Raw genomic sequence first — 24,369 nt, forward strand, 5'->3', positions numbered from 1 at the left:
TTCGTCCAGCCGTCAGAAACGGAAATAGAGATTGAGGTAATAGGTCGTACCGAACATGTAAAAATACTTCGAGTCGAAAGCCTGGTAGGTCGTCACGGTGGTCTCGGTATTTTTCGAGAGGCGTGTCTGCTCATAGCCGCCGGTCTTGATGTCCTGATTGTTCAGGATGTTCTTGACGTCGAGGCTGAATCCCAGCGTGTACTTGCGGTGGATATACCAGTTCTTGCCGATGCTGGCATTGAGCGTATAGGCCGAGTCGAACTTCTCCTGGCGTCGCAGGTGTTCGATGTCGCCGGGCGCCATACCGCCCGTGATTACGGCGTCGGTACGGTAGATCGGGCTCATCGAGAGATACATGTTGTTGTAATAGTTGAAGTCGGCCGAGAGGTAGATGTTGTTGTTCGAGCGCCACGACAGGCCGACGTTGACGGCCGTCTGGGGTGTGCTCTCGACCCGGAAATCCTTCCAGTAGACATAACCGTCGGAGACGATATCGCCGCTGTTGTCCTGCGTTTGCAGGTAATAGGGATTCGAATCGTAGGTATATTGTCCCCAGCTCACGGCGCCGTTCAGGGCGAGCGTGTGGTAGATCGGGATCGAGACGGCCGCCTCGAGGCCGAAATGCACCTTGTCGATGCCGCTCATGGCGAAATTGGTGAAGGTGGCGGCCACGTCGTCGTAATAGGAGATCACCTTCGACTGGTCGTAGATGCGGGTATAATAGCCCGAAATGCGCGCCTTGAAATCGCCGTAGCGCAGGTTGTACGACGCATCCACGCCGAGGACGCGCTCGGCCGAAAGCCCCGGTGTCGTGGTGTTGCGCGTACGGGGCGAAACGAACGAGGACTGGAACTCAGGCGCTTCCTGCATGTAGACGACGTTCGCCTCGACGGCATGCGCCGCGGAGAAGCGGTACGAGAAGTTACCCTTGGCCTTGTAGGTCAGGTAATCCAGTTTTCGGGAGTCGCCCTTCGAATTGTCGGGGAAGAGCCCCTTGCGCCACAAACCCTCGCGCCACAGCTTCGCATAGCCCACTTCGCCGCCCACGGTGATGCCCAAACCGCCGACATTGAAGCCGTACGATGCCCACGCCCGGGTGCTGAGCACGTGGGCATAGTAATCGTAGCTGTACTTATCGCCCACCTTGGCGGCATGCGCATGGCCGTACTTGTTGTAATAGTCGAGGTTGTTCTGGTAGGCCTGCGTATTCGAACCGAAATCGCGTTCGGCGAATTTGTCGATGTCGGCCCAATAGTCGCCCCCCAGGAGGTCTTTCACCTGCGAGTAGTACTCCGTACGGTTACGGCGCAGCGAAAGTCCGCCGTTGATCCTGGAATCATCGCGGAAGATGTGCGAAAAACTGGCCGCGAGATTCCAGTCCAGCTGGTCGGTATGGCGCTCCTCGACCATGTAGTTAGACCGTCGGCCGGGGCCGTAGATCTGCTCGTCGAGGGGATCGTTCTGGTTATAGTTGGTCTGGTACATCTGCTCCCAGTCGAAATGGCGGATGTCCCGGTAGTTGGCCTGCCAGTAGACCTGCTGCCATGCGGCACCGACATAGTTCTTGTCGAGTGCGAAATAGCTCGGCAGGTAACGGTAGTAGTCGGGGCGCGGGTCGGGGCCGTTCTGCCACGTCAGTGCCGAGTAACCGTTCTTGCCGAAGCGCAGCGCCGTGGCCAGCTCCAACTTCGAACGGTCGGAGATGTCGAACGTGTAGTTGAGCATCACGATGGGTTCGTGGTTATTACGCACGCGGGCATTGCGCTTCTTGCCGTCCTGCCAGCCCCAGTTGGGGTTGTAATAGTTGTTGCCTACCAGGTCGTAGGCCTCCTGCGTGGCGGCCTGCTGCGCACCGCGTTCGGTGGGGGCACCCAACAGGGTCAGCGCCAGGCGGTGGCGCTGGCCGAACTGCTTTTCGACGGCGGCGAAATAACCGAACGCATTGTAGTAAACGCCGTCGACATAGGAGTTGCCGCCCTGGCGGGTCGAAACCGAAAAGGCATACGACCAGCCGTTGTCCTGATAGCCCGAGGCATAGGTGACCATCGCACGGAAACGGTACATCGAATTGCCGTTCACGAGGCTGGCACGCAACCCCTTGCGCATCTGCGACGGGCTGGTGATGATGTTGGTCATACCGCCGATGCCGCCCAGCCCGACGTCCGAGGCCACGATACCTGACGTCACCTCCTGGTTACGTGTGGCGTCGTTCAGGCCGCTCCACAGCGACCAGGGCGTATAACCCGTGAGGGCGTCGTTGAGCCGGATGCCGTTCATGTAGACGTCCTGGTACTGCGAATCATAACCGCGGACGTTGAAGCGCATCTCGCTGAACTTGTAGGAAGCGATGTTGTTGAAGATGTCCTTGGAGGCCGAGAGCGACGTAGGCAATGCCTGCGCATCGTCGACGGTCTCCATGTCGAACTCCGCGAACACGGCGTCGTCGATCATCTGCCGGGGTACGTCGGGCACCAACACGACCGCATTGATGTCGCGCACCTGCGAGCCGACGCGCACGGCGATGGAGAGGGGTTCGAACTCGGGGGTCTCGAACTGCAGCGAGTATTCGCCCGCAGGGACATTCTCGATGAGGAAATTACCCCGCTCATCGGACATCACGGTCACGTCGCCCGGCGTCATCGTAACCTTCACGCCGTCGAGGGCCACACGCCCCGCACGCGAAACGACCCTGCCCCTGACGCCGCCGTCCTGTGCAAAGGCGGTCAGCGTGGTGACGGAGAGTACTAAAATCAGTAGAATTTTGACTTTCATAGACTATGTAGCTAAATTATTTGGCAAAATAGATATACACCGGGAAGTGGTCGCTGTAACCGCCCTGGAAGTTGTTTCCCACATAGGTACGCAGCGGATAACCTTTGTACTGCCCCTCCCGCTGCACCATGTAATGCCTGCGGAAGATGTTGCCGTAGTACTTCGAACCGGGAGCCTTGCGCAGTTGCATGCCGTCGTCGCCCGAGACCATGTTCCCCGAGACCACGATGTTGTCGAAAAGGTTCCAGGCGTCGCCGTAGGCGAGCGTACCGATCCCCGCACGCAGCATGTCCCCGAAGGGATTGTAGAAATCGCCGGGTTCGAGCTCCTTCATGCGCGTTCGGGCACCCAGGCCTTCAGCCATGCTCGGATCCGTCGGGTCGTCGTTGAAGTCGCCCATGGCAACGATCCGGGTCGCGGGGTTGGCTTTCAGCACCGAATCGGCGATCCGGCGCATCTGCTCCCCGACGGCGATGCGTTTGAATTCCGAAGCGTCCTTGCCGCCCAGCCGCGAAGGCCAGTGCGCCACCATGAAGAAGAAGGGTTCGTCGTCGATCCTTCCCCACATCGTCAGGATGTCGCGGGTCTTGAAATTAGGGAGCGACGGCACGACGGTTTTCACCGGATAGCTGCCCTCCAGTTTGAAGACTTCGGGGCGGTAGAGAAAAGCCACGTCGACGCCGCGCGCCTCGGGCGAATCGTAGTGCACGATACGATAATCGGCTGGCGCCAGTTTGGGCGCCGCCACGATATCCTCGAGCACGGAGCGGTTTTCGACCTCCGACACGCCGATCACGGCCGGATAGACCTTGTCGGCAGCCGCAAGGTCGAACAATACCCGTTCGATGTTGCCCAGCTTGCGGTTGTACTTGGCCGAGTTCCACTGTTTGGGCCCTTCGGGGGTGAACTCGTCGTCGAGCACCTCGGGGTCGTTGATCGTATCGAAGAAATTCTCCAGGTTGTAGAACATCACCTTGTAGGGCTTCTGCGCGAAGCACGCCACAATGAATGCCGCCAGCAACAGGGTGAATATCAATCGTTTTTTCATCGTTCTGAAATTTTAAGGTTTTACAGTCCCCACGAGGCGGCGTCTTTCTGCGCCTTGACGGCGACAGGCACCGAAGGGAAGAATTCGAAACCCGTGAGGCTTTCGACCTCCGAAACGCTTTTCACCCAGCTCCGGGCACTCCCCTGCTCGCCCGCATTTTCGACCCAGAACCCGATGGACTTCAGCTGGTCGGCCGGATAGTCGCCCAGCCGGTCGCCCGCCTGGCGGACATTGCCCTTGACCGTGCGGACGAACACTTTGAAATAGTAGTTCGGCACGGGGCACTGCTTGCCGTCGATATCGGGCGTGGCAAAGGTGCTGCCGGGATTCCAATAGGCACCCGTGACGACATAGAGCGTATCGGAGCACATCCAGTTGTCGCGCGCCATCTTCTCGAGCGCCGCCCAGGGATTCTGGTTCAGGCTGGAATTCTGGGGCGTCATGTTCGAGAAATAGAAGGTCTGTGCCTGCATCGTGGCATTCCCGCTGCGGTCGGCGTTGGGGATCTGGTGCCCGCGGTCGAAATTCCGTGCCGGATAGCTTTTGGTCAGGTTGGCCTGGTACTCGGCGGCGATCTTGGGGTCGTATGCCCAGGTTTCGACACGCCCCGAACCCGTGTAAGCGCTGTGGAGCGGATAGGCCACCCACCAGGCGGCGAACTTGGTCTTGTCGAAGCACATCGTAAAGTTGCGGGCGTTGTAGGTTACACCCGTATTCTGGTTGCGCAGCAGGGCGAAATGCGTCACATAGACATACGCATCGTCGGATTTCCGGGCCGGGATTTCCGGCCAGACAAGGTTATGGCCCGTCTGGTAGACATCGTCGGCAGCCGAGGTGCTGTATTGTGTGAGTTCCAGTTCGAGGGGCGCCTGCCCGTCGAACGTGAAGCGGATCATGGCATGCCGCTCGTCCTTCGTGTCGTTCGGCCAGTAATAGACATACTGATTGCGGGCCGCGAGGCTCGTTCCGGCAATTCCGGTCTTGACGGTCTGCCCGCCCGGAGCCGTACGGTTGAACGAAACCCAGTCGGCGCCCGCCGTGATCTCGGCCCTCCACGACGTCCCCTCGCGGCCGTCCACGATCAGCACGGCAGCGCCCTCCCGGTCGGGGTGCACGGTCTTGGTGGGATCCCACTCCACGCGGAATACCCCGGAACCCGAATCGGAATCGTCGCTGCAGGAGGTGGCGGCGAAACCCGCCGCCACGACCGCAGCAACCCCGAGGAGCGTTCGTATCAGATATTTACGCATCCTCTTCATATCAATAGACCTGTACGCCCAACACGATGGCACGCCCCGTATTGCGATCCGATGCCGCCGTGAAGTCGGGCGACGTGGAGATCGTCACGGTCGATGCGGCGGTCAGCCCCGTGAGCTGGAAGGTGTAGTAATCGGAATCGGTCACGTCGGTGAAGGTGAAGTCGTTGCCCGACCCCGCAGCACCGGCGCTGGCCGTGATCGCATGGCTGCCGTCACCGCTCACCGCTCCGCCGTTGTTGACACGGATGTAGACCGTGGCGGCCTTGCCCGTCCATGCCACGGCATAGAACGAAAGTTTCTTGTCGCCCGTGAGGGATGCTCCCAGCGCCTCGGAGGTGAATACGCCGGCAAGGCTGCTCGTACCGAGCTTAAAACCCGTAGCGGGCTGGCCGTCGATCGTCGAGTTGGAAGGATAGTAACGGTCGGTCGTGCTGGTGGAAGCCGGGATGAACTGGCTCATGGAGGTATAGATGCCCTTGGTATCGCCGCCCGACCCGGCCGCGAACTGCGTGAGCGTAACCTCGCGGCTGTTACCGCCCGCAACCGAGACGGTCATCGTGCGCACGATGTCGTCGGAGGTCGTGTTGGGAGCCGGAGGCGTGACGGTAACGGTGGTACCGTTGACTACGGCCGTGAAGGGCGCAATCGCATCGTTATCGACCGTCAGGGCGTTCGACCCGAGGTTGACGACCGTAACCTCAACATCCTTGGTTACCGTCTCCTCGGCGCCCCAGGTCAGCGATGCGGGGTCGACCTCCGTAATCACGGGCGTCGAAGCATCGACCTTGAAGTCGGCGACATCCGCCGCGGACTGCGGGTAGAGCTGCGCCGCACCGTCGTAGACTTCGGCCACGCCGGTCAGCGAACCGGCCGTCACGGTCGACGAGATCAACTCGCCGCCCCATGCGACGGTCTTGTAGGTACGCACAGCCAGGTCGCCGCTCCCGTCGGTAAACAGGCGGGTCGAATAGTTGGCTGTACCGCTGTACCACATCTCGCCGGCCTCGCCCTTGAATGCGAGCCCCGTAACCTTCACGTTCATACCCATATAATCGTTCGAATTGAACTGCGCGAGGGTGACGGACGGCACGACCATCTGCACGGGCGACGAGTTGTCGACCGCGGTCGTTACCTTATTGATCTTATACAGGCCATAGGAATTGTAGACCGTACTCGTCGCATCGAGGGTCAGCGTTATCCGGGCACCGACCGGGTAGTCGGCGACGGTTTCGTACGCCGCATCGGCGAGCAGAATACCCGAACCGGCATCCCCGGTGTTATCCACGACGGAGATCATCTGGTAAAGGTTGCCGCCCGCGTCGTTGGCGGCAATATATCCCTGAACGGTCTGTCCCGTCCACTCGCCGAGCGAAGCCTCGGCACCCGAAGCAGGCGCCAGCCCCTTGACGAAGGCAACGAATTCGGCAACCGTCTTGGGCTCGGCACTCGGCTTGGCGGCCTGCGCGACACGCAGGGTCAGCGGCGTGACACCCTCGCCCGAGAAGGTGATGCTGCCCAGGTCTTTCGATGCGGAGGTTTCGTTGGCTGCGGTCGCCGTGACGGTGACCGTACCGTTGTTATCCCCGCCCTGGGGTGAGATCGTGAAGCCGTCGCCGCTCATGGTGGCCGTCCACGCGATGTTGGCCGTGACGGTCACGGTCGCCGTAGCGCCCGACGTCGAAGCCAGCACGAGGTTATCCTCGGGCGAGATGCCGAGCGAAGCCCCCGAAGCGACGAATGCGGCCACGTCCGAAGGCGTGGTCGGGATGACCTGTATGTTCTTGAAATTCTGTTCGGCGGTACCGAGCAGGGCGCCCGTCTTGTCGGCGATCGTGATCGCGGCGAAACCGGCGGCATCGGTTGCCGTAGCCATATAGCTCTGGACAGTCTCGCCTCCGGCGGCATCGAAGCGCACGACGCGCTTGGCGGAAGTCGCCCACGCCTCGCCGACGAACGACGACTGCGGCGTGAGGTTCGTGACCCGGACATACTCCCCCTGATAATTGCCCTCGTTGAGCGTCGCGGCCGAAAGCGTCGGCACGGCCACCTCGACGGCGGGATCGTCGGAGACGGTCACCACGACGTTCTTCAGCTCGCGCAGATTGCCGTAGGGCGCATACTGGGCGGCCGACAAGTCGAGCGTAACCTTCTTGCCGACCGGATATTTCGCGCTGTTATCGCGGGTAAACTCGGTCGTGCTGTAAAGGATGATGGCCGAGTTGGGCAGCGTGATGTTGTCGCCGACATAGAGCTTGCCGAAATTATTGCCGCCCTCGTTGTTGGCGAGGATCACGGCGGGAATCGTCTTTTGGCTGTAATTCAGCTCTTCGGTACCGCTTTCGAGGCTCGGCCACGTGTTCTTGATGTAGGCCACCAGCGCGCTCACCTCGCCGGCCTTGGGCGCCTCGCCCTGCTCGATGGTGACCTCTTTCGTCCAATAGGCGCCATATGCGTTCTTCAGGTTGAACGAGAGCTTGGCGATACGGCCCACGTTGCTCGCGGGGATGGTGAATTCGACGGTACCGTCGCCCGAGCCCTGAGTTGCGGAGGGCGTAACCCAGTCGCTGCCCTCCAGCACTTCGAGCGTCCAGGGGCGGTTGCTCTTTACGGTGAATGCGGAGGCGCCTTCCGGGGCACCGTCGGCATTGAACGTGAGCACGTCGGGGGTGACTTCGAGATAAGGCATCCCCTTGTCGTCGTTATCGTCCACACATGAGGCCAGAGCCACGGTGGCAAAGAACACCGTGCCGGACAATAACTTCCAAAAGTTCGATTTTTTCATAGAAGCGTTTATTTTAGACAGGAATGAATGAATTTCCTAATTTCCTGTATATCCGCTTCAAATCGAATGCCAAGGAATGCCTTTCAACCGCCGGACGGCTCCGGCAGGCACAAAAAAATATATCCCGCAAGCGGGATATATTCAGCGGACGGGCCGATTGATGCCACGTCCGGTCGTATGGCGCGCGTCAGCGTATTCTATCGGCGGCACGTACCATCAGTTCGTCGCGGAAAACAGCCCGTGCAGCGAGGTAGGCGAACAGCAGGCACACGAGCGGCAGTGCGATGGCGGGCCGGAAACCCTGCGTATGGAACGAAAGTTCGGAAAAAACCCGCCAACTGAGGAAATAATAGGCCGCTTCCATAACCGCAGAACCGATCAGCAGCACGATCTCCACGACACAGAGCCGGATCTGGAGCAGGCGGCGTTTGAACAGGAAGATCGTAATGAAAGGCAGCACGCAGGCCAGTGCCAGCACGACGCCCATGTAGACGGTCGACTGTACAGCCTCTCCGGCCGAGGTCTGCAGGGAAAAGGCATAGAGCCGGAACTCACCCGCGTCGCCCGCGAACCAAGCCAGCGGGGCAAAGAGCGTAACGGCCATGAGCGCCGTGACGATGAGCAGATGGAGTGTTTGGATTCGTTGTATCATAATTATTTACAAAGTTTTATCAATCAGATACTTATTCCTGTCCGACGAACCCCGGTTGATGAGCTCGCCCAGGAACCCCGCCAGGAACAACTGCACGCCGAGGATCACGGCGAGGATCGCCAGGTAAAAGAGCGGCTGGTCGGTGACCGGACGCAGCGACAGCCCGTGCACCTGTTTCCAGATCTTTGCGGCGATGATCCACACCGTAGTCCCGCCGCCGATAAGGAACATCAGCGTCCCCAGACTGCCGAAGAAATACATCGGCGAGCGGCCGAAATGCGTCATGAACAGCACGGTGATCAGATCCAAGTAGCCTTTCACGGTACGTTCGAGGCCGAACTTCGAGCAGCCGTATTTGCGGGCGTGGTGCTCGACGACCTTTTCGCCGATACGGCGGAACCCGGCCTGCTTCGCCAGAATCGGAATGAAACGGTGCATCTCGCCGTAGACCTCGATCGACTTGACGACCTTGCGGCGGTAGGCCTTCAGCCCGCAGTTGAAATCGTGGAGTTTGATGCCGGAGACCCGGCGCGCCGTCCAGTTGAAGAATTTGCTCGGCCAGCGTTTGCCGACCGGGTCGCGGCGCTTCTTCTTCCAGCCGGATACCAGGTCGTACCCTTCTTCGAGGATCATGCGGCGCAGTTCGGGAATCTCGTCGGGCGAATCCTGCAGGTCGGCATCCATCGTGATGACGACCTCGCCTTCGGCTGCGGCGAAACCGCAGTACAGGGCTGCCGACTTGCCGTAATTGCGGGCGAAGCCGATGCCGCGGATCGCCGGGTACTTCTCCCTGAGCGACTCGACAACCTCCCAGGAGCCGTCTGACGAACCGTCGTCCACGAGGATCACCTCGTAGGCATAGCCATGCGACACGGCAACGCGGTCGATCCATGCCACCAGTTCGGGCAGGGACTCGGCCTCATTGTAGAGTGGTACTACGACGGATATGTCCAGTTTATTATTCACGGTATGTCCCTATTCGCTTAGCGGGGTATCGAACGGTTTGGGCGCACGCGACAACACGCCTGCAATGATAAGGCCGAAAACGGCACCGAACAGAATGCTCACGAAAGTTACGGCCCACAGCGTTCTTAAAAAAGAAGGTTCGGGGGTATTCTGTATCTGGTCGAACATCTGCGACAGCATGGATTCCATGTTGGCCGGCACCCCGCCGTTCCGCCCTATATAATCGGATAATGCGGCTGTAGTACGCTCCGTATAGTTGGTGTAACCGATGAAAAAGTGCAGGTAAAGGTATTGCACGATACCGACGATGAGCCCCGCAACGGTCGAGACGGAGAGGATGTAAGCGTACCCCTGCCCGAAGGAGAAACCCTCCTCGGCGGTATACATCATCGAATACCGGCGCGTGAAACGGTGCAGCAGATAGTAATGCAGTACGACGACGGCAATCCATTCGATTGCGTACAGGCCGAAACTGGCCGAAATCTGCAATCGGGTTTCCAACATGAACGAGACGGCCAACAGGGCGCCTATGATCGCGCCGTACTTGGCGACATCTTTCCAGAAATTCGTTTTTTCCATATACTGTTTATATTAATCTCATTGCAGTTCCCCTTTGCCCTCGCGCAGCACTTCGGGCTCGTCGCCCGTAAGGTCTACGACCGTCGTGGGGATGTTGTCCCCCATGCCGCCGTCGATCACAAGCGCCACGTCGCGGCCATAGCGCTCATGGATCAGTTCAGGATCGGTGGTATACTCCACGACCTGGTCGTCGTCCTTCACCGACGTGGTGACGAGCGGGCAGCCCAGGGCGGCGACGATGGCGCGGGAAACGGCGTTGTCCGGAATGCGGATGCCGATCGTACGGCGCCTCTCGAGCGCCTTGTCGGGCACGCGCGAGGATGCCGTGAGCACGAACGTGAAGGGCCCCGGCAGGTTCCGTTTCAGGATCCGGAACGCCGTGTTGTCCACACGGCAATACTCCGCCACCTGGGCGATATCCCCGAAGACCACCGAAAAAGCCTCGGCATCCTTACCCCTCATCCGCCGCAGGCGTTCGATGGCCTTGGGCGAATGGAGCGAACAGCCGAAAGCATAGACGCTGTCGGTCGGATAGATGACGATCCCGTCGTGAACGAGCACGTCGACCACCTTCTGCAACTCCCGCTCCGAGGGGTTCTGTTCGTAGATCTTCGTAAGCATTAGGACAAATGTACGAAAAATTATTTAATCTTGCGCCGGTTCAGTTCGGCGCTGTATGCCCGGGCATTGGCATTGTGCTCGCGGAGCGTCCGTGCGAAGTTGTGGTAACCGTCGAACGTCGCACGCGCACAGAAGAAAAGGTAGTCATGCTCCTCGAAATTGAGCACGGCGTCGATGGCGTCGATGCCGGGCATGCAGATCGGCGAAGGCGGCAGCCCCTTGTTCCGGTAGGTATTGTAGGGCGACTCGTATTTCAGGTGTTTGTGCAGGATGCGCCGCAGCCCGAAGTCCTGCATGGCATACTTGACCGTCGGATCGGCCTGCAGGGGCATCCCCTTGCGCAGGCGGTTGACGTACACCCCTGCGATACGGGGCATCTCGTCGGTCTTGCGGGTCTCCTCGTAGACGATCGATGCGAGGGTCATGACCTCGAGCCGGCTCAGACCGCTGCGTTCGCGCAGGGCATCGCGCCCGGGCGTCCAGAAACGGTCGTACTCTCGCTTCATGCGCTGCACGAACTCTTCGGGCGTCACCGTCCAGTAGAACTCGTAGGTGTTGGGAATGAACATCGAAAAGAGCGTCACGCTGTCGAAACCCACGCCACGCGCCACTTCGGGCGAGGTCAGCACCTGCATGATCGCCGTGGAGTCGGCGTCGATCTGCCGGGCGAGTTTCTGCGCGAGCTGCGCCGGAATGCGGGCATTGTTGATCGAAACCCGTACAGGGGTTTGAAGCCCCAGTTTGAGCATCCGCGCTACCCGGATCACGCTCATCCCGGGCTCCAGCACATAGTGGCCGGGCTTGAACGTCTCCGGCAGGTTGATGCGCCGGGCATAGACACCGAAAGCCCAATGGTGCCTGAGCCGGGGCAGCAAGGAATCGGTGAGGCTTTGGTAGTCGGCACGGCTGCCGATATAGAGGTCGCGCCCCGCGCGCACGGCATTCCCGTAAAATTGCTGCCGCAGGACAAAACCCGCGACAAGCAGGCACGCAAGGCAGGCGAAAAGGATATAGCGAAAAGTTTTTTTACGCATCGGGCCGAAAATTTTTGCAAAGATATAAAAAATTCCTACTTTTGTGCCCGGGTGAGTCTTATACGACCAGCTCCCACAGAATCCCCCAGGCGAGGAATCGAGCAAGGGTATGTGGTCGTAGCGGTGCGATATAAGGAGCTCACCCTTTTTTTGTTATACGGTGCCCGGGTCACATAGCCCCGGGCACCGCTTTTTTGCTCCATCGCGGCATGAAAAAACGTCAACGAACAAACCTGCCGCCGGCATAAAATCCAATCGTATTGTGTTGCCGGCAAAAAAAATGCATACCGGATGCAGCAGCCGGCCAGTGCATTCCAGTAAAGGCATAAAAAACGGGACGAAGACGTCCCGCGCGGCATGATTCCGGTATTTTATTTCGAATAGGCGATCAGCAACTGGTTGACGACGCTGACGAAGACATAGCAGATGACAAAGATGGAAACCCCGCGCCACCCTTTCATATTGGCCGAGACGAGGTAGGCGAAACAGCCCCAGACCATCGACCAGACCATCGAGACCGACAGCAGGATCACGATCAGGTTATAGCCTGCGAGCTTCATCACTTCGCAGACGCTCCGGGGCTCGCAGACAAGCCCGCCCAGCCATTTCGAGGGTACGCTCAGCACCCCGAGTATGACGATCGCAGGCAGCATGGCGAAAAGATTCGTGGCGAAGATATCGACTGCGCGGATACGCGACGGCGAGAAGAGCAGGGCCAGCACGTAGAGCAACAGCGAAAGGGGAATCCACAACAGCAGGTTCGAAGAGAGGATCGTGACGATCTTCGACAGGTCGTCACCGACAGGCCAGCTCACCGCCGTCAGCAGGCAGATGGAAAAAATAGTCCCGGCAAGGCCCCAGCCGAGAGCTTTCCCGGTAGAGAGGTATTCAAACGGGTTAAGAATCCTGTTCATCGCCTTCGAATTGATTAAGTTGAGCAATTATGTCGTCCAAACGGTTGCGTACCGTGGGGTAACTGAGCCCTAATTTCTGCGCCATCTCCTTCAGGGAGCCGCTGCTTTTTACGAAATCGAGCACGAATTGCTGGTCGGGAGCCGAAAGCTGCATCATCACCGGGAGGTTGTAGTCGCCTTCGATATGCGTATCGCATCCGTTGCAATGCATCGCTTGTACGCTCAATCGTTTACCGCAGGAGGGACATATCTTGGGGAGGTTCTTCAGTGCCATATAAGTTCAAAAAGTTGTATTTATACCATGTCAGGCTTCACAAAATTAATATATTTTTTGAATATGTCACATAAATGTGCAAATTCCTGCAAAAAACCATGGCAATACCCCGCGTCACAGACCGGAGGTGGGATTTCAGAAATTGGCCTTCACCCCGACCGTGAAATTTGCCCCGTATTCCGGATACCACGGGTATTGGTACAGGCGGCGGTTGATCAGGTTACGGCCCTCGGCGAAGAGCGTAATGCGTCCCGAAACCTTCCAGTCGAAATTGACCCGCAGGTCGGCGGCAAAGGGCACTTCGACACTGGCGAAACTCTCCGCCCCGGATGCTGCATCCATCTGGTAGTCGGACCATTTACGGGTGCTTTGCAGCCAGATGCCCGCGCCGAACGAAATCTTGCGGCCGTCGTAGTGGGCGGAAAAATTGCCATCGAAAGCCGGGGCACCGTTATGGAGTTTGGTCTCGTCGTCGTTATAGATATAGCCGTGCACGCCCAACTCCGTCCGGAAACTGCTCGCGGGACGCCACGTCACCTCGCCGTTGAACGACAAGACGGTCTGGCGGGCCATCGACGGCAGCATGGTCAGCCCGGCGGCAAGAATATCGCTCCCCTGCACGACATCGGCACTGTACCAGTAAAGGTGGTTGTCACGGATCGAGAACCCGGCATAGGCCCGGTAGTCGAACTTCCCGCGCCAGATACTGCCCCCGATACCGAAGCGGCCGTTGTAATCGACCGAACTCTTAGTCCCGAATACGGGATTCAGCAGATAGGGATTCAGCTTCGTAAGCGAACGGTAACTGTTCTCGCGGACGTTGCCGTCCATCTCGAAGAACGGGCACAGCCCGTCCGTCCCGAGGTTCAGGTTCAGCCGCACGAAAGGAATGATATAATTTTCCGCTTCGACGGACTTGACCTTGTCGTGGTAATAATCGGCACCGACCTCGAGGCGCACTACCCCGCCCTCGATGCCGTAGCGCAGCGCGGCATGTATCAATTGCTGGTTATATTCGTCGAGGGCCTTCTGTCCGGCGAGCCGCTCGTAACCGATCTCGGCGGCAAGGCGGTGGCGCCCGAAAGCGCGGGCGATCTTCGCGTGGGTTTCCAGCGTGGTCTGGCGGGCCTTGTCGTTATAGTCCGGCCACTCGGAATGGTCGAAAAACATGCCGCCCCGGATGGCGATTTCGAAATTCACGCGGCTCAGATCCTGGAAATCGTCGCCGAAGCGCACCGCGATGTTCGCATCGCCGTAATCGGCCATCGAACCGGGTACGGCATCGGCAGAGATGTCCGGCGCGAGGTACATACCGTAGCGGTGGTACATGCGGTTCTCGTAGGAGAGGTCGCCCTCGAGCACGTGGCGGCCGAAATATTTACCCGCAGCGGCGCCGATGCGGTTGAGCATCCGCGTCGAATTATTCTTGACGCCGAAGTCGTTCCCGATCTTGGAATAGCGCCCCTCGTGGTTGACATAGCCCACCACATACCCCGTCCCGGGGTTCTGGCTCGAAGCATAGAAATCCAACACCGAATTGAACGGGTAGCCCATCCCGGCCTTGAGGTAGAAAGGCAGCGGGCGGTTGAATTCCCAGTAGGTTACCGTCGCGGGACGGATCGGCCGCGTGGCGAGGGTGGTCTGCAACGACAGCGGCGTGATCGTATAGTCGATCTCGGGACGCATCTTCACCGTATCGGTCATGTCGGGTACGACAGCGAGTTTCGACGCTCCCTCCACACTCGGCACATAGGCCTTGGTCACTTCGACCCGTTTCTCGACCTGCGCGCTCGCGCCCCAGGGCAATGCCGCCATCAGCGCGGCTACAAACAACATGTGTTTCATCGTCAGTTCAGTTTTGCGATCCGTTCCTTGGCTTCGTCCACGATCCCGTCGTCGGCAGGCGAATAGCCGTCCGCGACGCTCTGGTAGGTCGCCCGCGCCTGGAAATTGTCTCCCTTGCGGACATAGACGTCGCCCAGCAGGATGAAGGCCTTGGCCAGCCAGTAGGCCTGGGGTTCCCGTTCGGAATAGGCGAATATCGCCTTCTCGGTCTTGTCCATATCGCCCTTTTCGAAGGTGTCCTCCAGCACGTAATAGGCAGCGGCGGAACCCTCCTTCGAGCGGACGTCCGCGGCCAGTTCCCTGTAAAGCTTCACGGCATCGGCACGGCGATCCTGCTGCCGCAGCAACTCCGCCCATGCGAATTTCGATTCGCGCAGCGCCACGGCCCCGGCATCGGGATGCGCGGCGACATCGGCAGCCATTGCCTCGATTTTCGAAGCGTCGCCCCCGGCCAGCGTGGCGCGCACGTAGCCCGTCATGGCATCCTCGCGCCCGGCCACCGTCGTCGTGACGTCGTACAGCTTGCGGAATGCGGCGGCGGCCTCGTCGTAACGCTTGTCCTCATAGGTCAGCTCCGAAAGTTTTTCGAGCACCGTGACCGAATACTGGTTCGTACCCTGCCCGGCCAGTTCGGTGAGGGTTTCGATAGCATCGCCGCGCTCGCCCGTGCGGAGGTAACAGTCGCTCAGGAAATAGAGGGCATCGTTCAGGTAATACCCCTTGGGGTAGCTCCTGACATAACTGCGCAGCGACTTGGCGGCAGCCTCGGTCTGCCCGGCCAGGTAAAGTTTCTGGGCGGCGGCGAACGACAGCGAGTCGCGCGACACGGCTGTCAGGTCGCTCTCCATGCCCACCCTGGCGGCATAATCGAAATAGTCGTCGACCTTGCCGTCCGAGACATAGATCTCGCGGATACCCTGCATGGCCCCTTTGGCTTCGGACGACTGCGGGGCCGTCTCGACCACCATGTCGTAATATTTCAGCGACTTTTCCTTGTCCCCCAGGTTGAGGTAGGCGAGCCCCAGGTCGGCAAGCGCCTGTGCACGGCGCGGCGACGAGGGATAGTCGGCAATGAACCGTTCCAATTGTCCGGCACCTTCGGCATAGCGTTCCTGCGCGATATAGGAACGGCCGAGCTCGTACGAGGCGGCATCGACATAGTCGCCCTGCCCTGCGGCAACGATCTGCCGCAGCGCCTGCAGCTTGGACTCCGTGCGCCCGAGGATGCCGAGCGTCACGGCGCGTTTATACTGTGCGTAATAGCGTTCGGGGGTGTTCAGCGCAACGGCACGGTCGTAATCCCCTACGGCCGCTTCGAATTCGCGGTCGGAATAGCGGATGTCGCCCAGCCGGTTGTAGGCATCGGCGCGGTCGCGGTCGCGGGCCGGATAGGCTTCGAGGAACTTCTCGAACGAACTGCGCGCCCCGGCCATGTCCTTGCGCGAGAAATCGCAGTAGCCGAGGTTGTAGAGCGCCATGGCATATTCGTCCTCGCTGCGGGGGGCACGCTTCAGGTAGGCATTGTATTTGGCCGCAGCGACCGTATAGTCGCCCTGTGCGAAGGCGATTTCGCCCTGCCAGAAGGAGTTGAGCGCACTGTATTTGGGGCTGACATTGATGGCCGCGGATTCGGCCAGGTAACGCTGCGCGGCACGCATGTCGCCGGCGCTGTACGCCTCCAGGCCGCGGAAATAGGTGATCTTCTGCAATGCGGCTCGGATGTCGGCATCCTGTGTCGGGAAGGATTTGATGGCCCGGTAAGCCGCGTCGTAATCGTTCGAATTGTAGTAGGCCGCGATCAGCAGCGAACGGGCTTCGCCCACGCGCGGAGAATCGGGATACTGCGCGACATAGCGCGTCAGCACGTTGATCGCGCCGTTGAAGGCACCGCCGCCCAGCTCGTATTGCAGTTTGCCGTAGTTGAACAGCGCGTCTTCGGCGATCACCGGATCGAGCTTGTCGTCCGCTGCCATGGCGAACGCCTGCATGGCGGCCTGCTTGTCACCCGCACGCAGATAGCAGTCGGCCAGGTGGTACGAGGCATTCTGCGTCAACGCATCCTCGGCACCGCAGGCCTTGCGCAGGAACTCCGCAGCCTCGGGATAGCGTGCCGTGCGGTAAAGCGAGAAGCCCATCAGATAGCTGCCGTCACGGTCGAGTTCGCCGCCGGCAGCCGTAAAAGCGTCCAGATGCCCGATGGTCTTGTTATAGTCGCCCAGGTGAAACCACGATTCGGCGATGACGCGCTCCAGTTCCTGCCGGCGTTCGGGCACGGCGCGGCGCACCAGTTCGTCGCCGTTCTCGACGACATAACGGTAGTTTCCGTCGCGGAATTCGATCTGCAGGAGGTAATACGGCACCACGGCACGGTAGGCATCGCTGCGCTGCAAGGCCGTGAAGCCCTGTTTCGCACGCCCGTAGCGCCCTTCGGCATAGTCGATATAGGATTTGTAATAGAGTGCATGGTCGGCATATTCGCTCTGGGGGCCGATGCGGTCAAAATAACCGAAAGCCTTGTCGTAATTGCCGTCGGTGAATTCGACATAGCCCATGCGGATGTCGTACTGCTCCTTGCGTGAGCGGCTCAGCGCCTTGTAATCGGTCTTTGCGAAGGCCTCGCGGGCACGCCTCATATCGCCCTCGGCGCAATAGAGCGACCCCAGCGAAAACCGCACGTCGTTGGCGTAGACCGAACCGGGATAACGTGCCTCGAAATCGCGGAGCGCCCCTTCGGCATCGCGGCTGCCCAGCTCGACGGCACAGGCCGCCAGGTAGAAATCGACCGTCTGCGCCGCGACACGGTCGGAAGGCGCGAGCACGTCCCGGGCCCGGAGGAACTCATGCCGGGCATCGCTCCAGCGGCCGTAGTCGAACAACGACCGTCCCCGCTCGATAAAGGTCTCACTTTCGGGCTCCCCGGCCTGCACCCGCAGGGTGCATACCGCGCACAGCGCGAGGGTCAGCAACAAGCTCAGTTTTTTCCGCATACGCACATAAATTCTTACAAAGGGCAAATATACGAAAATTTGCCTTTCCCGCATACCCCCGCACCAAATATACCGGTATAAAACCGGAACCGACACCCCGGCGGCGACCGGGACGGTTTGCATCTGTTGAAAATTATCCATACCTTAGCCAGACCGTTACGCCCTTAACCCAGTCAACATGAAATTGCGTCTCTTCCATCGTAACAAGCCCGCCCTCGCGCCGGGGATACAGGCCCCGGCCGTGCGCGACACGCTCAGCCGGGTTTCCGTTGCCTGCATCGAGCTGACGCCCGAAGGGGAATTAACGGATATCAACATGCAGGCATTCAAGGCACTCCGCCTCGGGGGGGGGATTTTCCGCATCCGCTGAACATCTCCGGCCTGTTCTCTGTCTGTCATGATAAAAAAGACCTTCTGCCCGCTATTTTCAAAGGGCTGGAACGGCACAAAACCTACGGCGACCTGCCGCCGTGGAGCTATATACAGCTATCCGGCAGGGACAATCTGAAATTCTATATCGAAGGCCGCTTCGTCGGCCACTACGACCGGCATAGAAAACTGCGCCGGATAGTATTCCTGTTCCGGGACATCGAAGAGGAAGTCTGCCGCAGGTTCATTCTCGACATGGCGATGGCGCAAACGAAAATTTTCCCGTGGTTCTTCGACCTGGACAACGGCAGAATGGTCATCGACGCCCGCTGGTTCGACCACGTCGGCATCCCGCGCGGCGACTGTTCGATGAGTCCCGGGGCCTTTTTCGACATGCTCCATCCCGACGACCGGGAAACCCTTTCCGCAGCATTCGCAAAGCAGCTATCCGGGATACTCACCCCCGAGGCATACGCCTACCGCGTCCGCCGCTGCGACGGGACATGGGAATGGTTCGAGGGACAATCCGTATACCTGGGACAGGCACACGACGGCTCGCCCTATCGCGTGGTGGGTATCTGCCAGAGCATCCAGCCCCACAAGGAGATCGAAGGACATCCGCGCGAAGCCCGCGACAAGGCCCGCGAAAACGACCGGCTCAAATCGGCGTTCCTGGCCAACATGAGCCATGAAATCCGGACGCCGCTCAACGCCATCATCGGCTTCGCCAACCTCTTGACGTGCGACGACGTCCCCTTCAGCGAAACGGAAAGACAGGAGTACAGCCGCCTGATCACGGCCAACGGCGACCAGTTGCTGCGTCTGATATCGGACATCCTCGACCTTTCGAAGATCGAGTCGAACACCATGGAGTTCTGTTTCGGGGAGCATTCGCTGCACACGCTGCTGTCGGACATCTACCAGTCCCAACTGCTCACCATGCCCCCACAGGTCGAACTGAGGCTCGAACTCCCGCAGGCCGACACGACAATCCGCACCGATGCCTCGCGGCTGAAACAGGTCGTCAACAACTTGATAAACAACGCCGCGAAATTTACCGACAAGGGCAACATTACGTTCGGGTACCGCACGGCCGACGGTGCGGGAGAGGTCGAACTGTTCGTCAGGGATACGGGGAAAGGCATTTCGCAAGAGCACCTGAGCCGAATCTTCGAGCGATTCTACAAGGCCGATTCCTATGTAAAAGGCGTCGGGCTGGGGCTTTCCATCTGCCGTACGATCACCGAACTACTCGGCGGCGAGATATCGGTCGTCTCCGCGCCGGGCGAGGGCACCTGCTTTAAGATCGTGCACCCCGTCCGCCGTACGGAAACGGCGGCGGAAACCGCGGGGGCATACCGGTAAGGTACGATTCTTGCCCCGCTTCGGGCGTTCAACATTAATTCTGTGACTTATGATCGAAAAAGTAACGCTGCAACTCTCCGGGGATGCGGACTTCACGTCCGAAGGCGGGCCCCGCTGCGAGGAGATGAATCCCAAGGCACTGCTGCTTTATGCCGCGGCGAAATGCGTCGGCAAGACGGCCCTGATGATTATGGATAAGGAACGTTTCCGCCCCAAGCGCTTCGAGATCGGCATTTCGGGCGAGCTCTCGGACGAAACGCCCCAATCCGAAAGCACCTTCAAATCGTTCCACGTAGTCTACAACATCGAATGCGACACCGAGGACGACCAGGCCAAAGTGAGCCGTGCGGTGACGCTGGCGCACGAAAAGTACTGCGGTATGATGCAGATGCTGCGCAAGGTCGCACCCGTATCGCACGAAATCGCGGTGGTCAGCACCGAGCCTGCGAAAGCCTGAAACGACAGGCAAGGGATACGAAAAACGGGGATTTTCAGGAAAAATCCCCGTTTTTTGTGCCCCGCCGGCAGGAAACCGTCGTCGTCCCGAAGAGGCGGTCTCGGCCATGCGGTTTCCGCAGCCGGAACAGGCATCCCCGCCGCGACGGCCTGCCGGGCAGGGCCTGCCTGCCGCCGCTCACTGCGCCGTGATGCGCAGGTAGTCCGACACCGCCACGGCATAGTTGTAATGAGCCTTGATTGCATTGGTGTAGAGCTGTATCCAGCTCAGCTGCGCCTGCAACACATCGAGGATCGTAGAGAGCCCCTCGCCGTAGGAATAGGTGCTGATGTCGAGGTTTTCGCCGGCGATGCGCAGGCTCTGCTCCGTGGCATCGACCTGTGCCCTGCTGTTGACCAGCGCCGTCCAGCCGTTCATCTCGTCGCGCACGATATTGTCGTGCAGCAGCGCGGTGTTCCACTCGCTCTGCCGCTGGACGGCATGTGCCGCACCCGTGGCGCGGCGGCGTTCGCCCCAGTGGAAAATCGGGAGCGTGAGTTTCACGAACACAGAGCCGTCGACCGTCGTGGCGCCCGTCCGGTTGGGATAATACGGCTGCCACGAGCCGCCGATGCCCACGCTCACCTGCGGATTGAACGGCGCGCGCGCCGCCCGGATACCCGCGTCGGCCTGTTCGCTGCGCAACCGGGCCGCCATATAGTCCGGACGGCGCCCCAGCACCTCGTCGGGCAGCAGGCGCGCAGGCTGCGGCAGCGAATCGCGGATGCCCTGGGCAAGTTCCACCGCAAGGTCGGGATCCGTGCCGCGCAGGATGTTGAAATTGTGCAGCGCGACGGTATAGTTCCGCTCGGCACTCACCAGCCCGTACTGCGCTTCGCTCAGACGGGCATCGATCATCAGCACGTCGCCCTTGGCAATGTAGCCCTCGGCGAAACGGCGGTCGACGACCTCCTTGAGCGAGCGGATTATGTTGACATACTGGCGCATGGATGCGGCATACAACTCCATGGCGGAGAGGTTCCAGTAGGTATACTCGGCCGCATAACGCACATCGAGCTGCGTGAATTCCTCGTCGCAGAGGGCGATGTCGTAGCCCAGCTCGGCCTGTTTGTAGGCCGCACGTACGGCCCCGCCGCCGTAGACGGTCTGCACGAGTTGCGGAAGGACGCTGAAATTCCACCGCTCCAACCCGTCGTAGTGGTGTACCGTGGCGGTGAAACTGCCGTCGAGCGACAGCCGTGGCAGGTATCCCGTACGAGCCTGTCCCATGGTCTCGGAAGCCGCATCGCTCTTCGATGCGGCGACCTTCAGTTCCCAGCTGTATTCGGTCACGGCCTGCCGGTAGTCGCCGAGCGAGGTCTGGGCGGCGGCGGGCACGAAGGCCAGCAGTGCGGAGAGGATCAGATAATTCTTCATGACTTGCGGATATTGTAGAAAATGGCATAGACGACCGGCAGCACGCAGACCGTCAGCAGCGTGGCGACGAGCAGGCCGCCCATGATCGTGGCGGCCATGGCGCCGAACATCGAGTCGAACAACAGGGGCAGCATACCGAGGATCGTGGTACCCGAAGCCATCGCCACGGGGACGATTCGGCTGCGCGTAGCCGCCGTGAGGGCTTCGTAGGCGCCCTTGCCTTCGGAGCGCAGCACGCCGATCTGCTCGACCAGCACCACGGCGTTCTTGATGTTCATGCCCACCAACCCCAGCAGTCCCAGCAGGGAGAAGAAGTTGAAAACCTTGCCCGTGACGGCCAGTCCGAGCACCACGCCGATGAAGATCAGCGGGATCATCAGCAGGATAACGGTCGGCTCGCGGTAGTTGCGGAAAAGCAGGAGCAGCACGATGAAGATGAGCACCATCGTCAGGGGCATATACCTGGCCAGGGCCGAGTTGGATTCCTGCTGGCTCTCCTGCTCGCCGAAAACCTTCATCGAATACCCTTCGGGGAGCACCACGCCGCGCAGAACCGAATCCCGCAGCGCAGCGTAGAGCTGCATGGTGTTGACCCCGCGGCCGGGGTCGCACTGCGCCTTCATGACCCGCTGACGGTTGTAGCGTTTCACCACTCCGACGCGGTATTCGAAGCGGAAGCCGTCGGTCGCCTGCTCGATGGAGTAGACCTTGCCGGCGGGGGTGAAGATCGGCAGTGCCTGCAGGTTGGTGAGGTTGTAGGTGTCGATATTCTCGTCCTTCAGAAGGATCGGCATGAACTGGTCGCCCTCGCGGTATTCGCCGAGGCGGTAACCCTGCGTGGCGATGGTGATGCCCTGCGCCATCTGGCTGCGGGTGACGCCGATACGCTGCCCCTTCATCTGCGAGTAGAGCGGCAGCCATGTCGGGACGCGGTTGCCCCAGCTGTTGCGGATGTTGACCGTGCCTGCCGTCCGCCACATGATCTCTTCGGCGGCCTGCGTCAGGCGGCGGAGCGTGTCGATATCGTCGCCGATAAACCCGAATTCGATCGCCGCATCGGGCACGGGCGAGAGTTTGAAAAGCGACGAGCGCAGCCACACGTCGGGGCACATCGCCCGGACATAAGCGTTGAAACGCGCCTCGACAGCTTCGGTCTGCTCCTTATCGTGCAGTTCGACGAGGATGTTCCCGAAATTGGGACGCAGCGAAACGCTGCTGCTGGCCAGGTAGTAGCGCGGCGGCGTGGAACCCATCGTCACCGAGACGGTCTTCACCTCGGGCTGCGCATGAAGCCACTCCTCCATCGTGCGCAGGTTGCGTTCCGTGTCCCGGATATTGTACCCCTCGGGCAGCAGCACGTCGGCACGGAAATAGGGCTTGTCGAGCGACGGGAAGAAATTCTGGGGCATAAGACCCATTACCGCCAATGCCGCTGCAAAAAGCGCCACGACGCCTGCCACGACGCCCCACCGCCATCGCAGCAGGGCAGCCAGCAGGCGGTCGAAAGCGCGGTAAAATTTCGTATCGTAGGGATCGTGCGCGGCAGGGTTCACGCGGAGCATGAAGTCGCCGAAAAGCGGCGTCTGCGTCAGGGCCAGCACCCAGCTCAGCAACAGCGACAAGGCCAGCACGACGAACAGCGGCTTGACGATCTCGGCCACGGACGACGGCGCCAGGTAGAGCGGCAGGAACGAGAAAATGGCGATCAGCGTCGCGCCGAGCAGGCTCCAGCGCGGGGCATTCGCCCCGTCGACGACCGCACGGCGCCGCGCGACACCCCGCAGCATGGCCTGCTGCGCGTTATCGGTCACCACGATGGCATTGTCCACGAGCATACCCATGGCGATGATGAACCCGGCGAGCGACGTACGGTTGAGCCCCTCGCCCAGGAACTGCATCAGCAGCAGCGTACCCCCGATGGAGAACAGCAGCGAGCTGCCGATGAGCACCCCGGCGCGGAAACCCATGACGAGCATGATGATCAGGATGACGATCGCGACCGACTCGGCGAGGTTCAGCACGAAGGTCGCATTGGCCTGCTGCGCGATGCGGTTCTCGGGATAAAGCACCGTAAGATCCATGCCGACGGGCATCTGGCGCATGAGGCCGTCAAGCACGCGGATGATCTTCTCCCCGGTTTTCACCACGTCGACCTGCGCCTCGGTCGAAATGCCGATGCCCACGGCACGGCGGCCGTCGACTCGCATGAGCGTCTGCGGCGGGTCGGCATAGCCCCGTTCGACGCGGGCGATGTCGCCCAGGCGGTATTGTTTGCCCGAGGCAGCGGTCAGCATCTGGTTTGAGATATCGTCGAGGCCCTTGTAGGTTCCGGCCTCGAGAATCTGTATCTGGAGCGCCCCGGCCTGTTTCTCGCCGCTGTTGACGATGGTGTTCTGCTGGCCGATGGTCGCCACGATCGTCTCGGGGCGGATAGCGAAGTTAGCGAGCGCTGCAAGGTTGACATAGACGTTCACGACGGGCGTCTGCTCGCCGAAAAGGCTCACCTTCTGCACGCCGTCGACCGTCACGAGCGCCGTCTTGATCCGCTGTGCCCAGTCGCGCAGCTCCGCCCAGGTGAAACCCCCGTCGACCGACAGGCCGTAATAGATACCGTAGACGTCGCCGAAATCGTCGGCCACGGTCACGGGCGAAGCCCCGGCAGGCAGCCGGGGCTGGATGTTGAGTACCTTGCGCCGCAGTTCATCCCACAACTGGGGTATCTCGGAAGCACGGGTCGCAGGGTCTAATTCGACCAGGATCTTCGACAGTCCGTAATAGGATTCGGACGTGATTTTATGCACGAGGCGCATCGACTGCACCTCGCGCTCGATCGGTTCGGTCACAAGCTGTTCGACTTCGAGCGGCGTGGCGCCCGGGTAGGAGCAGACCAGCGACGCACTCTTGATGACGAATACCGAGTCCTCCTTTTTTCCCAGCGTAACGAAGCCCAAGGCTCCGCCCGCCAGCAGGACGAAAAGGAAAAACCAAACGACTTTTCTGTTCTTCAATGAATATTCGGGCAGGCTCAT

At 60.2% G+C, this 24,369-nt stretch carries 18 protein-coding genes and 1 other RNA gene; 4 read left to right on the plus strand and 15 right to left on the minus strand.

The window, feature by feature from the left end:
- Positions 1-12: 12 nt before the first annotated feature.
- The 9 genes from B3C38_RS11965 to mltG form a co-directional block, all read right to left on the minus strand.
- The gene (locus tag B3C38_RS11965) at positions 13-2,772 is read right to left on the minus strand and encodes a carboxypeptidase regulatory-like domain-containing protein (protein WP_022332965.1); all 2,760 of its coding nucleotides are present in this window, start codon (positions 2,770-2,772) and stop codon (positions 13-15) included.
- 16 nt (positions 2,773-2,788) lie between these two features.
- Positions 2,789-3,820 (minus strand): endonuclease/exonuclease/phosphatase family protein, encoded by a 1,032-nt coding sequence (locus tag B3C38_RS11970; RefSeq protein ID WP_196012003.1) that lies wholly within the window; start codon positions 3,818-3,820, stop codon positions 2,789-2,791.
- 20 nt (positions 3,821-3,840) lie between these two features.
- The gene (locus B3C38_RS11975) at positions 3,841-5,070 is read right to left on the minus strand and encodes a DNA/RNA non-specific endonuclease (RefSeq protein ID WP_286727233.1); all 1,230 of its coding nucleotides are present in this window, start codon (positions 5,068-5,070) and stop codon (positions 3,841-3,843) included.
- A gap of 10 nt (positions 5,071-5,080) precedes the next feature.
- Positions 5,081-7,861 carry a DUF5689 domain-containing protein gene (locus B3C38_RS11980; RefSeq protein ID WP_286727235.1) on the minus strand — a complete coding sequence of 927 codons (2,781 nt, stop codon included), beginning with the start codon at positions 7,859-7,861 and terminating at the stop codon, positions 5,081-5,083.
- Between the two features lie 187 nt (positions 7,862-8,048).
- The gene (locus B3C38_RS11985) at positions 8,049-8,513 is read right to left on the minus strand and encodes a DUF4293 domain-containing protein (protein WP_022332969.1); all 465 of its coding nucleotides are present in this window, start codon (positions 8,511-8,513) and stop codon (positions 8,049-8,051) included.
- 6 nt (positions 8,514-8,519) lie between these two features.
- Positions 8,520-9,467, minus strand: coding sequence for a glycosyltransferase family 2 protein (locus tag B3C38_RS11990; RefSeq protein WP_162852202.1), 948 nt, complete (start codon positions 9,465-9,467; stop codon positions 8,520-8,522).
- 21 nt (positions 9,468-9,488) lie between these two features.
- On the minus strand, positions 9,489-10,058 hold the full coding sequence (locus B3C38_RS11995; RefSeq protein ID WP_022332971.1) for a DUF4199 domain-containing protein: 570 nt from the start codon (positions 10,056-10,058) through the stop codon (positions 9,489-9,491).
- A gap of 18 nt (positions 10,059-10,076) precedes the next feature.
- Positions 10,077-10,679 carry an L-threonylcarbamoyladenylate synthase gene (locus B3C38_RS12000; protein WP_022332972.1) on the minus strand — a complete coding sequence of 201 codons (603 nt, stop codon included), beginning with the start codon at positions 10,677-10,679 and terminating at the stop codon, positions 10,077-10,079.
- A gap of 20 nt (positions 10,680-10,699) precedes the next feature.
- Positions 10,700-11,713 (minus strand): endolytic transglycosylase MltG, encoded by a 1,014-nt coding sequence (mltG, locus tag B3C38_RS12005; RefSeq protein ID WP_022332973.1) that lies wholly within the window; start codon positions 11,711-11,713, stop codon positions 10,700-10,702.
- A gap of 49 nt (positions 11,714-11,762) precedes the next feature.
- Here mltG and ffs point away from each other — a divergent pair.
- An RNA gene (gene ffs, locus B3C38_RS12010) (signal recognition particle sRNA small type) lies at positions 11,763-11,860 on the plus strand.
- 224 nt (positions 11,861-12,084) lie between these two features.
- On the opposite strand, the gene B3C38_RS12015 is transcribed toward ffs, so the two are convergent.
- The 4 genes from B3C38_RS12015 to B3C38_RS12030 form a co-directional block, all read right to left on the minus strand.
- On the minus strand, positions 12,085-12,627 hold the full coding sequence (locus B3C38_RS12015) for a hypothetical protein (RefSeq protein ID WP_286727239.1): 543 nt from the start codon (positions 12,625-12,627) through the stop codon (positions 12,085-12,087).
- Positions 12,611-12,901, minus strand: coding sequence for a DUF2089 family protein (locus B3C38_RS12020; protein WP_022332975.1), 291 nt, complete (start codon positions 12,899-12,901; stop codon positions 12,611-12,613). Before B3C38_RS12020 ends, B3C38_RS12015 begins: the two co-directional genes overlap by 17 nt.
- A 135-nt stretch (positions 12,902-13,036) precedes the next feature.
- A complete protein-coding gene (locus B3C38_RS12025) occupies positions 13,037-14,746 on the minus strand; it encodes a hypothetical protein (RefSeq protein ID WP_022332976.1) in 1,710 nt (569 codons plus the stop codon).
- 2 nt (positions 14,747-14,748) lie between these two features.
- Positions 14,749-17,733, minus strand: coding sequence for a tetratricopeptide repeat protein (locus B3C38_RS12030; protein ID WP_286727242.1), 2,985 nt, complete (start codon positions 17,731-17,733; stop codon positions 14,749-14,751).
- 178 nt (positions 17,734-17,911) lie between these two features.
- On the opposite strand from B3C38_RS12030, the gene B3C38_RS12035 reads away from it, so the two are divergent.
- From B3C38_RS12035 to B3C38_RS12045, 3 genes are all read left to right on the plus strand, one after another.
- Positions 17,912-18,103 (plus strand): hypothetical protein, encoded by a 192-nt coding sequence (locus B3C38_RS12035; protein WP_022332978.1) that lies wholly within the window; start codon positions 17,912-17,914, stop codon positions 18,101-18,103.
- 260 nt (positions 18,104-18,363) lie between these two features.
- A complete protein-coding gene (locus B3C38_RS12040) occupies positions 18,364-19,467 on the plus strand; it encodes a PAS domain-containing sensor histidine kinase (RefSeq protein ID WP_286727243.1) in 1,104 nt (367 codons plus the stop codon).
- Between the two features lie 49 nt (positions 19,468-19,516).
- Positions 19,517-19,924 (plus strand): OsmC family protein, encoded by a 408-nt coding sequence (locus B3C38_RS12045; RefSeq protein WP_286727245.1) that lies wholly within the window; start codon positions 19,517-19,519, stop codon positions 19,922-19,924.
- Between the two features lie 177 nt (positions 19,925-20,101).
- Here B3C38_RS12045 and B3C38_RS12050 read toward each other — a convergent pair whose 3' ends face one another.
- Both B3C38_RS12050 and B3C38_RS12055 read right to left on the minus strand, forming a co-directional pair.
- Positions 20,102-21,340 (minus strand): TolC family protein, encoded by a 1,239-nt coding sequence (locus B3C38_RS12050; protein WP_286727246.1) that lies wholly within the window; start codon positions 21,338-21,340, stop codon positions 20,102-20,104.
- Complete coding sequence (locus B3C38_RS12055; protein ID WP_286727247.1) at positions 21,337-24,369, minus strand: efflux RND transporter permease subunit; 3,033 nt, start codon at positions 24,367-24,369, stop codon at positions 21,337-21,339. The genes B3C38_RS12050 and B3C38_RS12055 overlap by 4 nt, the downstream gene beginning before the upstream one ends.

Origin of the sequence: Alistipes sp. UBA1686, from assembly GCF_002320215.1 — a bacterium.
Classification (GTDB): domain Bacteria; phylum Bacteroidota; class Bacteroidia; order Bacteroidales; family Rikenellaceae; genus Alistipes; species Alistipes onderdonkii.